The sequence below is a fragment of the Enterobacter sp. B79-1 genome, assembly GCF_057444735.1.
In genome coordinates this window covers 239,986-253,964 of the sequence record NZ_JBYAZJ010000001.1, presented here as the reverse complement: position 1 = coordinate 253,964, position 13,979 = coordinate 239,986, and the positions used below count along the sequence as shown (strand labels likewise).

The 13,979-nt window shown below is 49.5% G+C and carries 11 protein-coding genes; 2 read left to right on the top strand and 9 right to left on the bottom strand.

The features are described 5' to 3' along the window. Nucleotides 1-6: 6 nt before the first annotated feature. The 9 genes from AC2T6E_RS01245 to AC2T6E_RS01205 all read right to left on the bottom strand — a co-directional run bounded on the left by AC2T6E_RS01245 (nucleotide 7) and on the right by AC2T6E_RS01205 (nucleotide 4,743). A complete protein-coding gene (locus AC2T6E_RS01245) occupies nucleotides 7-525 on the bottom strand; it encodes a hypothetical protein (RefSeq protein ID WP_047352255.1) in 519 nt (172 codons plus the stop codon). After that, entirely contained in the window at nucleotides 522-1,058 is a 537-nt protein-coding gene (locus AC2T6E_RS01240) for a lysozyme (protein ID WP_038419645.1), read from the bottom strand. Before AC2T6E_RS01240 ends, AC2T6E_RS01245 begins: the two co-directional genes overlap by 4 nt. Next, nucleotides 1,058-1,360, bottom strand: a complete 303-nt coding sequence (locus AC2T6E_RS01235; protein WP_014832171.1) for a hypothetical protein — start codon at nucleotides 1,358-1,360, stop codon at nucleotides 1,058-1,060. Before AC2T6E_RS01235 ends, AC2T6E_RS01240 begins: the two co-directional genes overlap by 1 nt. A 378-nt stretch (nucleotides 1,361-1,738) precedes the next feature. Next, nucleotides 1,739-1,930 carry a hypothetical protein gene (locus AC2T6E_RS01230; protein WP_149376682.1) on the bottom strand — a complete coding sequence of 64 codons (192 nt, stop codon included), beginning with the start codon at nucleotides 1,928-1,930 and terminating at the stop codon, nucleotides 1,739-1,741. Nucleotides 1,931-2,126: 196 nt separating this feature from the next. Continuing rightward, the gene (locus AC2T6E_RS01225) at nucleotides 2,127-2,960 is read right to left on the bottom strand and encodes an antitermination protein Q (RefSeq protein WP_486690264.1); all 834 of its coding nucleotides are present in this window, start codon (nucleotides 2,958-2,960) and stop codon (nucleotides 2,127-2,129) included. Next, nucleotides 2,957-3,319, bottom strand: coding sequence for a crossover junction endodeoxyribonuclease RusA (gene rusA, locus AC2T6E_RS01220; RefSeq protein WP_422715494.1), 363 nt, complete (start codon nucleotides 3,317-3,319; stop codon nucleotides 2,957-2,959). Before rusA ends, AC2T6E_RS01225 begins: the two co-directional genes overlap by 4 nt. 2 nt (nucleotides 3,320-3,321) lie before the next feature. Beyond that, nucleotides 3,322-3,528 (bottom strand): hypothetical protein, encoded by a 207-nt coding sequence (locus AC2T6E_RS01215; protein ID WP_213751279.1) that lies wholly within the window; start codon nucleotides 3,526-3,528, stop codon nucleotides 3,322-3,324. Beyond that, complete coding sequence (locus tag AC2T6E_RS01210; RefSeq protein WP_316468151.1) at nucleotides 3,528-4,130, bottom strand: DUF1367 family protein; 603 nt, start codon at nucleotides 4,128-4,130, stop codon at nucleotides 3,528-3,530. The genes AC2T6E_RS01215 and AC2T6E_RS01210 overlap by 1 nt, the downstream gene beginning before the upstream one ends. Before the next feature lie 388 nt (nucleotides 4,131-4,518). Next, the gene (locus AC2T6E_RS01205; protein WP_089600165.1) at nucleotides 4,519-4,743 is read right to left on the bottom strand and encodes a DinI family protein; all 225 of its coding nucleotides are present in this window, start codon (nucleotides 4,741-4,743) and stop codon (nucleotides 4,519-4,521) included. Nucleotides 4,744-5,093: 350 nt separating this feature from the next. Here AC2T6E_RS01205 and AC2T6E_RS01200 point away from each other — a divergent pair, with 350 nt between their 5' ends. Together AC2T6E_RS01200 and AC2T6E_RS01195 are read left to right on the top strand one after the other, a co-directional pair. After that, complete coding sequence (locus AC2T6E_RS01200; RefSeq protein WP_214551156.1) at nucleotides 5,094-5,258, top strand: YnfU family zinc-binding protein; 165 nt, start codon at nucleotides 5,094-5,096, stop codon at nucleotides 5,256-5,258. A gap of 138 nt (nucleotides 5,259-5,396) precedes the next feature. After that, a complete protein-coding gene (locus AC2T6E_RS01195; RefSeq protein WP_316468150.1) occupies nucleotides 5,397-13,979 on the top strand; it encodes a glycoside hydrolase family 94 protein in 8,583 nt (2,860 codons plus the stop codon).

Here is a 13,979-nt window from a genome sequence, read left to right as displayed (position 1 = left end):
CCATCCCTAGTTCTTTCTTTCCTGCTCGATCTGCCTTATGCCAGCGAAATTATTGTTGCCCTTCTCAATTACGGCCAGTAGCGGCTTAATCCACAAGACTGCCTGGCAGTACGTCATGGAGCTGGTGGCAATGGCACGATCATCGGCTGTGTCAGGTCCATTGGAATCGGTGTGCATGGCGCTGGCACGTAAACGGTGCGCGTATTCGAGCAGCCCACCAGCAATGTCAGCAGGAACAGGCAGATCACAGGTTTTTTCACGGCGGAGAATCTCCCGGTATTCGATTACGGTTTCTTCGGTGCTGGTGTCGATCAGGGAGTTAAGCCTGTTGGCATGTTCTGCAACCTGATTGAATCGATTGAAGTTGAATGCCTGAGTAGCGATTACCTGCTCCTGCAGAGCATTGTCACTGCGCAGAACCTCGTTATCACTCTGTAGGCCGTTGGTGTCTGAGCAACTTTTAACGAGTGCGACTGACAGACCAGCAATAACCACAACCGCGATTGGTAAAAGATTAAATTTCACTGGTCGATCCCCCAGCACGCCAGCGCGCTTTCCTGGTCGCGCCGTTCTACCTGACCGTAGCAGCCGTTCTTCTGACCTTTAGTCATGCGGCAATCGCGACCACCGTCTTTAATCCACCAGCGGATTGCCTCGCATGCCCCGCGGCGGTCACCGGCATTAATGCGCTTATAGAACGTGGACGGGAAGCACTTACCTGGCCCGATGTTATACGGGCAAAAAGATGCGATCCCGGCTTTTTGCGGTTCGGTAAGCGGTACCATAATATTGCGATCAACCCACGCCAGAGCCTTATTGCGTTCGATGGCGTTCACTTGATTGCATTTGGCCTGAGTCAATTTCATGCCCTGCACAACCGGTTTACCATCAACCATCGTTGCGCCGCGGCAAATAGTCCAGATACCGCCACCATCTTTGTAGGACGTGAGGCTGTTACCCTCTTTCTCATTCAGAAACTGGTCGAGGATTACGGATGCAGGAGCACCAGCTAGTATCAGCCCCAGAACTGCGGTACTCAACTTTGCTCTGGATCCCATCACTCACCTTCCTTTTGTAATGCCTCAACGACCACGCTTGCAGCAGCAGGACGCTCGTGAAGGGGTTTATCACCAACGCCTTTCAGGTAGTCATTGACCATTTTTGTTCGCTTCTCATCCTCTCTACGCCTGCGGTTTGCATCTACCCGCCCGTTAATGTACGAGGCTAGCGAGATAAGCAGACCAGCAGCGCCAAAGAACATGAACACCAGATCCTGAGTGGTAAATCCAATGGCTGACGCCAGAGCTGCTACCCACGCGAAGAACTGCGTGAAGATGTTCCCTGAATCATTCATTTTCATGGTCTCTCACCTCGCTAAGTGCGGGTGCTGTTGCTAGAAATAAAAAAGGCCGCCAAACGGCAGCCTTAGGATGATTGAAACCTGCTGGAGCTTCCTTCTCATGAGGAGTGCAATAAATTAAATAATCCTTAAGTAGAGCTATTTAACTCTTTAAAATAATTAACTATTCACATAGTTTTTAAATGTTATCATTTGCGTTAATTTAAAAACTTATTTTCTTAGGGATACAAGACTTATAAGCGGGCATGCTCTGGCATTATTAATGCGGAGAGGATTGATGTCGTTCTCCGCACTTTTTTAAACTCGAAGCGATTACTATCCCGCAGAAATTTAAAAACCTCGCACTGCGTCGAGGTTGCTACTTAACTTAATTGTCCGTTACAGCTTTGGCTCTTCAATACGTCCACTTATCACTTCGACCTCTCCATTGTTGGCGAGATCATCTCCACGAGTCACATACCATGCTCCGTAGATAGTTTCACCCGACTCTAAATCGTCGATTTTTTCGTGCACGTAGTAAGCGATCTGCCTGCTGCCATTGTACTGAATCCAGTAATAGCCTTCTCTCATCATTACCCCCCTCCTTTTCGATATAGAAAGTATAAGAGGCAATGAATAGTGATGGTTTTAGAAATTCTAAAATCGCTATGAAGCAAAAAGCCCCACGGGGCTAACCGCAGGGCTTTAAACGAATGCAATAACCCATCGTTAGAGCAAAATTACCACAGATTCGGGAAAAGTAAATAGCTCACGATAAAATAATGCCCTACTTTGTTATCTGCTTCAGCTGCGCATCTGCCCATGCTTCTTCGATATCAAACTTGGTGAGTAGCTGATCGTAAAATGGCTTAACTGACTTCTTCCAGGTATCGAGGCTGATTGCATCAGTCATCTGGCACACCGCGGCGTAAGCCTCAGTGGAAGAGATTCGCTCATATCCGCGCCCCCTGCAGCGCTTACAATCGGCCAGAACCGGAACGCCCTGCAGTTCTGTAAGAGCCTGATTAACGGCTTTCCCGCGTCCATGGCAATCTTTACAGGCGCAACTTACAACCTTCTTACCCTTACACTGAGGGCATAGAACGCGCGCTACCTCCATGACCTGCCTACGCACCTCATACTCAGAAGGTCGAATATTCTCGACACCCACGTGCAAAGACATCTTCACGAACTTCTTCTCTTTTGTCGGCGTGTGAGACTTCATGCTGAAAACCTCAGCGTCAATAAACCCTGCCCCTTTGCAGCCATCGCATTGCTTCACGCTGGCGGCGCTGCGGGAATAGTCCTCAAACGCGAAGGTGGCCAGCTGATGCATCACCAGTGGTTTAACCCCGGCATCCAGTTTGCGAAGCGCAGCAACCCGGTCGCACCTGGTCAGGGCGTACTGGGCCAGCAGTTCGATCGCCCTCTCCCGGTCATTGTTGCTGATACCCATCTTCCCGAGAAAGGCGCTGTAACCCATGGCGGCCCGTTCCTGCGTCATGCCCATAGCGGCCATGATATCCGTTCCGGTTAATGAGTCAGACGCCGTTGTACGCGGAGAATCACTGATCATTGTCGATTTGGCGAAGTGATATTTGAGGGTATTTTCAAGATTCATGCGATCTCCAGCTCGGTAATGGTGAGTTCTAACTTCCCGCCCTTAACGACAGGCATTTTCACAACGCGATAGTCGACAACCTGGCAGTCATCCAGCCAGAATCCCGCCTTGGTTAGAGCGTCGAATGCAGCTTTCTGCAGGTTATCCAGATCGCGGCGCCGGCGGTCGGGCATGTGACATTCAATTCGGATTTTGAGTGGTGCAGCCGTTCGGATATTAAGCCGGGCGCTTCGAATGACACTTGCGACCGCATAACGGTACGCGACGCCATCGGCGCTAATGTGAGTTCGCCCGCGGTTGTGCCGGTAATACCGGTTGTTGCTCGGCGGCCAGGGCAAAGTGATTTGATATGTCTTCACGTTCACCCCCACATCCGGTTTCGCCAGCGGCTATCCGGGCGCGCTGGTGTATTTGAGGTCGGAAGGAATGCACTTACAGTCCAGGTCACGTAATCCTGGTTAAGGCTGCGCTCAACCCGGACGCCGCGCGCTTTGTAACGCTTAACCAATTCGTCGGCCTGTTCGGTGCTGCAATCGGTGTGGTGGAACCAGGTATATTTCATGTCCATCACCCCGCAAAGCCAAGCAGCTGCGCGGCGACATTTTCTGCCTCATCACGACTGCGGAATGAACGGGACAGGATCCAGCGCCAGAGGACATCGAGTGCAGCTTTATAGAGCTGCTGGAACTCGAGTTCGTCCATGTTGGCGAATGAGATGCTACGAGGATGTTTTTTTAGTGTTCCGTCAGGTAGCTGAATGGCATCAAAGTGCCCTGCCTCGACGATCACCCATGAGCGATAAGCATCGAAGGATTTGCACAGGCTAATGCCGTTCGTGACACGCCGGTAAGCAACCTGTTCCAGATACTGCTCAGCTGCATCGATCAGCGCGCCCTCATTCCCGCCATAAGAAGCAAGGAACTTGGCGTAGCCGGTAATCAGCTTCCGCTCGTTACTCGAGATAGCCCCGCCGGTTGGTTCCCAGTATTCAAATCCGAGATTAAGAAGCGCGAAAAAGCGCCGATGAAATGCCGGGTTTCGGACCCGCCTGAACTCGGCAACAAGAACATCGCCGAGTCGGGTTTTTGATTGCAGGATATCGCTGGTCTCGGGCGTAGCCGGGATCAGTATTCCTGAGTGGTGTTTTATAAGTTGTAATTCTAGCGCCATGGTTCTCTCCGTGGCGCATCAGGTATAGGTTGTTCAGGCCTATGAAAGAATAATATCAGACGGTGGTGTAATTCGGTACCCAAGCCGTTTTGCAAATTGCATAAACCCGTTGAAAGTGAAGATTTCTTCCTCTTCGAGTAACGGTCGTAATGAAACTATTCCATTTACTCGATAAACCAGATATCTCCCTTCAGCCGGGAAGCTATAGATAACTGCTTTATCGGCCCTTCTGACCACGTCGTACCATTGATCATCTGCATTAAAGGCATCTTCACTACACACTATTTCCCCCAGAGCGACTTAATGACGCGGTAAACAGTAATCGGGAACAGCCAGGGGAACGCAAACAGCGATACTCTTTGAAACTGCTCCAGTGAAATTCACGCGATTAATAAAACCACTCGTCCGCGCTTTCCCAGGTCTCCTGCACGATATGTTCGACCTCTTTCTTGTCGCCCCCGAAAACAGTCAAACCATCATTACTGGCACGCTTAATCGTTAGCAGGCAATCATCAAACTGCTTGCTGAGTCTTTTGAGCAGTTCTGACTCGAGCGCAGGTATAGCTCCATCAGGAAGTTTCTTCATGCGATCAATGGTTAACTCGATTTTCATTTTTCCCTCCGCAATGAATTACTGTATGCATATACAGTATATTTATAAACTTATCTTACGGATTTTGCAACGCTTTCAGAACATCGAATGTGAATCAACCGATTTTTCTTGTAGAAAAAATCAAGCGTTCAATCCAGGCGGTAACCTAGATAAAACTCATCTTGAGTTGCAAAATAGCATAAGGATTTTAAAAGGTTGGAATTCATTCGCTTCAAAAACGGACATGAAAGCGATGAGTTAGAAAAGAGAAAAAAACCTCACTTATGTTAAAAAATTGGGTGATTATTAAATTGGTTTAATTTTAGCCAAATGTGATAGAGTGAAATACATTCATTGAGAGGCTAATAATCATGTCCGTTATCGATTACACAATGAAACTTTTTGGAAGCGTATTAACCACAACTGTCACCTGCCCTGTTTGCGGCTTAAAATCCGCTCAGCCTTCCTCTAAACTGCGTCTAAAAAGCCCCATGCTTTGTCCGGGGTGTAAAGCACTTTTTATCTCTCCGCGCTAGCTTCACAGCCGATGTTCTACACTTAATATAATATCAGCAGTTGTCAAATCCCCGATGCCTTACGCCCATCCTGAGAGAACGTTTCTGAACTGATTTCGCATCTGCTCCTGCGCATTAACGTAGCAAAAGAGCAACCCAATGAAAATGAAACCTATTGCGTGGTTTAAGCGTTCTCGTATTCTGCCCGAAGGCAGCGCACACATATCAGCCCCAGCCAACGATTCGGGAGGAGAAAACTATTTACGTTCGGAACTGTTTTCTACCCCTCAGTTGGAACGCTTTGGAAGAAAACTGGCTCGTACGCACAAATTGTCTCCGGAAATACTCCCGTACTACCTTCTTAAACGACTAACTGACAATGAAACGATAATTACGCGATGTTGCTATCTACTCAATGCAGGAAAAAAAACGAGTATCATGCCCGCAGGTGAGTGGCTGCTGGACAACTATTACCTGATTGAAGAGCAGATTCGCATGGTACGCCAGCACTTACCGAAAAGCTTTGGTAAGGGTCTTCCGGTACTAGCCGATCCACATAGATGTCCCAGAATTTATGACTTAGCCTCAGAGGCCATAGCGCATGGCGACGGACGCTGGGACAGCAGCAGCCTTACCAGTTATATTTCCGCCTATCAAGAGGTGACACCTCTGACGTTGGGGGAGATATGGGCTTTGCCAGGAATGCTGCGTCTAGCGCTGATAGAAAACCTGCGTCGTGTGAGCAACGAAGTGACCCAGGCCCAGCAGGAGCGAAATCTTGCAGATATGTGGATAATGCGGATTTTTGATTGTGCAGAGAATGCTCCCGCCGACCTAATTTTGATTGTTGCCGATATGGCGCGTAATCATCCTCCACTGAGCAGTGCCTTTGTCGCTGAAATGGTTCGTCGTCTGCAGGGACATGGCAATGCTCTTGCACTCCCTCTGAATTGGATTGAACAACGTCTTGCAGAGCAAGGTGTTACAACTGAGATCCTGATTCATCGCTTCAATCAGCAGCTTGCCGCCAGCCAGCTTTCCGTCAGTAACAGTATTTCGGGTTTACGTCTGCTGAGTGAAACGAACTGGTCTGATTTTGCAGAGACCATCAGCGTAGTCGAGCAAACTTTACGCCTTGACCCAGCTGGTATATATCCTCGCATGCACTTCGACACCCGAGATCATTATCGCCATGTGATTGAAACGCTTGCCAGGGATGCGAGCTTGAGTGAACCGGAAGTTGCAAACCGCGTGTTGGCAATGTCTTGCGAACCGAGTCTAGATCCTGAGCACCGACATATCGGTTATTTTCTGCTTGGGGGTGGAAGGCCACAACTCGAACAACTGTTGTCAGTTGAAAGGTCTCTATTGAAATGGCTGCGGCAGAGTATGAATAAATCGCCCCTTCTGTCATGGCTTGGTAGCCTGAGTCTCTTGACCACGGCCGCTACGGCTACCATATTGTATGAAACTGCACTACAGGGTATATTCTGGTTGCTCATCCCCCTAGCACTCCCCCTTATTGTTGCCATTAGTCAACTCGCCAGCGATATGCTTAGCGAAGCAACGACACGCTTTCGTATTCCCAGACCTCTGCCGCGGATGGACTTTTCAAGTGGGATACCAGTTGAATATGCCACAATGGTTGCGATCCCTTGCATGCTGACAAGCTATGAAAGCCTCAGCAAACTTCTCTCTCGTTTGGAAGTCTGCAGCCTTGGCAATCAAGATGAAAATCTCTGCTTTGCACTTCTTACCGATTTTCCGGATTCATCAACTGAGGATACCGAGGAAAACACTGTCCTTTTAAGGCAAGCGATTGCTGAGACGCAGAGACTTAATCGGCGCAACCCTAGCGGCCGATCTCGATTTTATCTACTGCACCGCCAGCCGGTGTGGAACGATTCGCAGAGAATCTGGATGGGATATGAACGCAAGCGGGGCAAACTAGCTCTTCTTAACAGCTGGTTACGCCAACCGGGAACCCAGTTTTCGAGCGTTGCAGGCTTTCCCTCGCAGGCTTTGCCCGGACGGATTAAATACGTCATCACTCTTGACAGTGATACGCTCCTTCCTCGCGATACCGCCCATAAACTGGTGGCCACAATGGCGCATCCGCTGAATAAACCAGAATATGATCCAACGTTCCAACGAGTCGTTAAAGGGTACGGAATTTTACAGCCAGGCTTAGCAGAGGAAATGCCTCTTTACGGTCAGGGGCACTACGCCGCCATGCGCAGCAGCATCCCGGGTAATAATCCCTATTCGATGATGTCTTCAGATATATATCAGGATCTTTTTGGCGAGGGATCGTTCGTAGGCAAAGGTATCTATGATGTAGATATTTTTGTCCAGTCCACTGCCAACGTCTGTCCGGAAAATCTCGTACTCAGTCACGACCTGCTCGAAGGATGTTACGCCCGCTCTGGTCTGCTGAGCGACGTTTTACTTTACGAACAATATCCAACTAATTATATCTCAGACGTCGCACGTCGTACGCGCTGGATCCGCGGAGATTGGCAACTGCTCAATTGGTTAAGGGTTCGGGTCAGAAAAGCTGACGGAAGCAGGGAAAAAAATCCATTGTCCATTCTTTCTCGTTGGAAATTATTGGATAATCTCCGACGCAGCCTGGTAGCGCCGTCGATCATGCTGCTTGTATTGAGCACGCTGCTCTGGCTCCCCAACCCTTTATACTGGTTTAGCGTGCTTACGCTAATATGGTTTCTTCCTGCGGCGCTTAGCATAGCATGGGATCTCGTTCATAAACCGCACCGCCGTCCCCTTAAACAACATCTGCAACTGGTCTCAGCTGGAGCCTTGAAGCGCATTTCACGTATCGGTCTCACGATTATGATACTACCCCACGAGGCCGGTTACTCATTATACGCTATTGGAGTTACGCTTTGGCGACTTGGTGTAAGCCAGCGTAACCTCAACCAATGGGTAAGCTATAACCCAGATAACTACCAATCCAGTGTCTCTGTTTTAGGTTTTTATCGGGAAATGTGGCTGAATGTTGCCTGCGGTCTGAGTCTCACATCACTAGCATTGGTGTTTGATCCGCTGATGCTGTTCATCGCATTGCCCATTAGCGTCGGGTGGTGCATAGCTCCCATTATTATGGCTTGGCTGAGCCGCCAACCCGCTCGTAAGCCCTTTTTGCCAGATCATAAGCAGAAACTTCTGCTGAGACAGACAAGCCGAGAAATATGGTCTTTTTTTGAGACCTTCGCCACAGCGAAAGAAAATTGGCTCCCCCCCGATAATTATCAGGAAATACCGCAGCCGACGATCGCGCACCGTACATCCCCTACCAACATTGGGTTATCACTACTGGCTAACCTTACTGCCTGGGATTTTGGCTATTTGCCAGGCGGCAGCGTCTTACAACGCATAACGCTCACGCTCGACTCTCTTGATAATATGGAACATTTTCGTGGTCATTTATATAACTGGTATGACACTCGAACACTTGCGCCGCTCAGTCCGCGTTACGTATCAAGCGTGGATAGCGGTAATATGGCTGGACATCTATTGACTCTGCGTGAAGGGTTATTAGCCATGCGAAACCAGCCGATTTTGAATGGCGAAAGAATACTTGCAGGGTTAAACGATACATTATTACTTCTTGAAAAACACTGGGGGCCGGGGGCACCGGATACACTTAAAGAGCTTCAAAAGCAGTGTTTCAGCTCAGTGGAACTTCCTTCGGGAGCTCTTTATAGCGAACTTAAAAAAATGCGTACTCAGTGCAAATATCTTACCGCTGCGAGTCAGCAGGAAGGTGATCTTGTGGTGCGCTGGGCCGAGCATCTGGAGCATCAGTTGGTTGAATTATGCCACGAATGGTCACATCTGCTCGCGTGGTTACCCCCTACATACCCAAGCGAGACATTGCCAACACTAAGCTGGTTGGCGCAGAGTACCGATACCGGAGAAGGAACGCCTCCTGCATCAGTTATTACTCACGCCCGTTTGCGGCTGGATATCATCAGCGAACTTGAAAAGAGGTTAAATGACCATGCGCGAATGGATTTTGCCTTTCTCTACAGCGAAGCTACCAGCCTGCTCAGTGTCGGATATAACTGCGACACAAATACCGCCGATAAAAGCCACTATGACCTTCTGCCCTCTGAAATCAGGCTGACAAGTTATCTCGCTATCGCGACAAATCAGCTTCCGATGAAAAGCTGGTATGCGTTGGGAAGGTTGTTCACCAATATCGACAATGAGACCTCGTTAATGTCATGGAGCGGCTCGATGTTTGAATACCTGATGCCGAATCTTGTGATGCCAAACTGGCGCGGCAGTTTGCTTGATGAAATGGGCAAATCCGCGGTGACACGTCAGATTAACTGGGGCAAGGAACGTGGCGTACCATGGGGCGTTTCTGAGTCCGGCTATCATGCATTTGATGTCCAGCGTAATTATCAGTATCAGGCATTTGGGGTACCTGGACTCGGTCTTCGCCGAGGACTTGCGGACGATATGGTAGTCGCGCCGTATGCAACACTACTGGCTCTGCTCGTTTACCCCCAGAAGGCCTGCGAAAACTTACTTAGACTGGAGCAGAGCGGTGCACATGGCGAATACGGGTTTTATGAAGCGCTGGACTACACGCCATCACGGCTTGCTACCGGGCAACTGTACGCGGTTGTACAGTCCTGGATGGCACACCACCAAGGGATGGGATTCCAGGCGCTAGCGCATATCCTGCTTGATGCCCCGATGATCGAGCGATTTATGGCAAGCCCCACCTTTATGTCGGCGAATCTTCTATTGCAGGAACGCGTCCCGGATGCAGTCGATCTTTACAGCCCTCGCCGTCATTTTGAATCCCATGAAGGAAGGGTTAAACCGGTGCGATATGAACCGAGAGTTTTCAGTCATGTAGACAGCCCCACTCCAGAAATACAGCTGCTCTCAAATGGGCATTACCACTTGATGCTGACGCCAGGTGGTGGAGGATACAGCCGCTGGAATTCGATTTCAGTTACCCGCTGGCGCAGCGATACAACCCGTGATAACTGGGGATCGTTCTGTTATATCCGCGATCCGCATACGAATGAGGTATGGAGCAATACTTGGCAGCCCATGGGCGGAAATGCGAATAGCAGCGATGAGATAATCTTCACCGACGCAGGCGCAGAATTCAGGCGTACCTTCGGAGCCCTTAGCGTTAGGACACAGGTTGTGGTTTCCCCGGAGGATGATATAGAGCTGCGGCGTGTCACCCTGGTACACCATGGCCGTCTACCGCGAACGCTCGAGCTAACAACGTATGCTGAAGTGGTGATTGCTCCAGAAACCAGTGATTTAGCGCATCCGGCATTCAGTAATTTGTTCATCGAAACTGAGATTGATCACAGTCGGGAAGCTATTCTTTGCCATCGACGACCGCGTTCTCCAGATGAAACGAGCCCATTTCTGTTTCACATGATGGTGGTGCATAGCAATGATCATAATGAAGCCTCGTTTGAAACAGACCGAGCTAAGTTTATTGGAAGGGGCAGAAGTCCGGCTGATGCCGCTGCTATCTATGCTAACGGGCCGCTCAGCAATACTTCCGGTGCCGTGCTGGATCCTGTCCTAGCGATCCGACAAGTTGTGAGACTCATGCCAGGCATTCCGATAACGATTGATATCGTTTATGGCATCAGTGAGAGCCGTCAGCAAAGCAAGGCATTATTGGAAAAATACCGTGATTACCCAATCGCTGAGCGTGTTTTTGAGCTTGCTTGGTCGCACAGTCTGGTAGTGCTAAGGCAGATAAATGCCAGCGAAGATGACGCAACGCTGTTTAACCGACTCGCTAGTGCTGTGCTCTATCCCTGTCACGAATTACGCGCCGACGATCAAGTCATAAGCCGTAACCGCCGCGGTCAGTCCGGACTGTGGGGCTGGGGTATTTCAGGTGATTTACCGATTGTACTGCATAGCGTGACCAGCGATGAGAGTATGACCTCTATCACTACACTGATTCAGGCTCATCGTTACTGGCGACTAAAAGGGCTTGAAGTGGATCTTGTTATCCTCAATAACAGCGCAGGTGGCTATCAGCAGGCCCTTCAAACACTGATTATGGATTTAATCTATGCCGGTTCAGAAGCCAGCCTGCTGGATAAACCGGGCGGCATTTTTGTCCGTAACGGGGAGCATTTGTCTTCTGAAGATAAGCAATTGCTGATGAGCGTTGCATGTATGTATCTTGACGATCGCGCCGGCGGGCTAAACGAGCAACTTAATCAGCGGCTCCACTCGCCAATTAAACCGCAAAGGCCATTTGTATCTTTTGTCACTGAGGGAAGCAATCGACAGGAAGACTGGACGCCGCATATAGAACATCTGTTCAACTTCAATGGGCATGGAGGGTTTTCAGAGGATGGACGGGAGTATCAGATTATCCTGAAGGAAAATGTTCCAACGCCGGCCCCTTGGTCAAATGTGCTGGCAAACTCCTGTTTTGGTAGCGTCATTTCAGAAGCCGGACAGGCTTACAGTTGGTATGAGAACGCTCATGAATATCGTTTAACCCCCTGGGAAAACGATCCAGTAAGCGACCGTAGCGGTGAGGCTTTTTATATTCGTGATGAAGAGAGCGGAACGGTATGGTCACCCACGACGTTACCTGTTCGTGGCCGCGGGGATTATTTAACCCGTCATGGTTTTGGCTACAGCGTATTCGCGCACCGCGATAGTGGTATAGATAGCGAGTTGACAATACTGGTTGGCGAACACGATCCTGTTAAGTTGGCACTTCTGACGCTTAGTAACAATTCGGGCCGCACGCGCAAATTATCGGTCACAGGGTACGTAGAGTGGACGCTTGGGGAATCACGCTCGCGTTCTGCTCCCCATATCGTTACACATACGGTGGTCGTGCCGGGTGGTAGTGGAGTTACAGCAAATAACTTTTACGGAGCTAACGGCGAAGGACGCATTGCATTTTTCGCTGTCAACGATCCTAATTGTTCGTTGACAGGTGATCGCCGAGAGTTTATTGGCCGCAATGGCTCTTTGCAAAAACCGGCCGCAATGAAGCTTCGCAGTTTATCGGGAAATACGGGCGCTGGTTTGGATCCATGCGGTGCAGTTCAGTCTGTTACCACCCTAATTGACGGTGATCAGAAAACCTTCATTTTTGTACTCGGCAGCGAGGAAAACTCCGCCCGGGCTCAGACTATACTCGATCATTATTTGGATGAAAATGTCGTTCGACAGGAGTTGGACAATGTCCATCGTCACTGGCACCGCATGCTGGATAAGATAGTGGTCAAAACACCAGACCATTCAGTTGATAAGCTAGTTAACGGTTGGCTTCTATATCAGACAATGGCCTGTCGTCTCATGGCGCGCAGTGGCTATTATCAATCGGGTGGCGCATTTGGTTTTCGCGATCAACTCCAGGATACATTAGCACTGACCCACGCTGCACCGGAACGCCTGCGCGACCAAATAGTACTATGTGCGTCAAGACAGTTTATTGAAGGCGATGTGCAGCACTGGTGGCATCCACCTCACGGTAGCGGCGTACGCACGCGATGTTCAGATGATTTTCTCTGGCTCCCGCTCGCCGTCTGTCACTACGTCGACACTTCTGGGGATATCGGAATACTAGAGCAGATGATTCCTTATCTGGAAGGGCGTCAGCTCCAGCCTGGAGAAGAGTCCGTTTACGATACACCACTAATCAGCCACACCGAAGAGACGCTATGGCAACACTGCGTTAAAGCCATTAAGCATGGGCTTCGTTTTGGACAACATGGTCTGCCGCTAATGGGTGCTGGCGACTGGAACGATGGGATGAACCGGGTCGGCATCGAAGGAAAAGGTGAAAGCGTTTGGCTCGGGTTCTTCCTGTTCGATATTTTAAAGCGTTTCGCGACGCACGCTGAGCGTCAGCAAGATAAGCTTGTAGCATCGCTGTGTCGCACGGAGGCGGAACACTTGCAAAAAAATCTGAATGCGACAGCCTGGGACGGGGAATGGTTTCGGCGTGGATATTTTGACGATGGAACGCCTTTAGGATCCAAAAGTTCTCAAGACTGCCGGATTGATGCAATAGCTCAAAGTTGGTCCGTTTTATCCGGTGCGACAGACTGTGGACGTGCCGGTAAATCAATGCAGGCTCTGGACAAGCATTTGGTAAACTCCGAATCCAGGTTGATAAAGCTACTTTCGCCTCCATTCGATGGACACGGACCAAATCCCGGTTACATTCAGGGTTATGTGCCTGGTGTGCGTGAAAATGGCGGGCAATATACTCATGGTGCTATCTGGGCCGTGATGGCATTTGCCCGAATGGGAAATGCAGAGCGTGCGTGGCAACTCTGGTCACTGATCAATCCAATAAACCACGCGTCTACTGACGAAGAAGTTGCGATTTACAGAGCAGAACCATACGTAATGAGTGCAGATGTTTACAGCATCGCGCCACATACTGGACGTGCAGGTTGGAGTTGGTACACCGGATCAGCGGGTTGGGCCTATCGTCTTCTTACAGAAGAATTGATGGGCATAAAACGTTCCGGTGATGTCTTGACCATACATGCCCTGTTACCAGCAGAGTGGGAGTCTTTTTCTCTGACATATCAACATGACGAAAGTTATTACGAGATTACCATTACACGTGGCAACGGGGAGTATCAGGTTATACTAGATGGTATCGAACTGTCTGATGACCGAATACCTTTAAAGCAGGATGGTCAAAGACACATAGTAGAGATCACTCAGAACTAA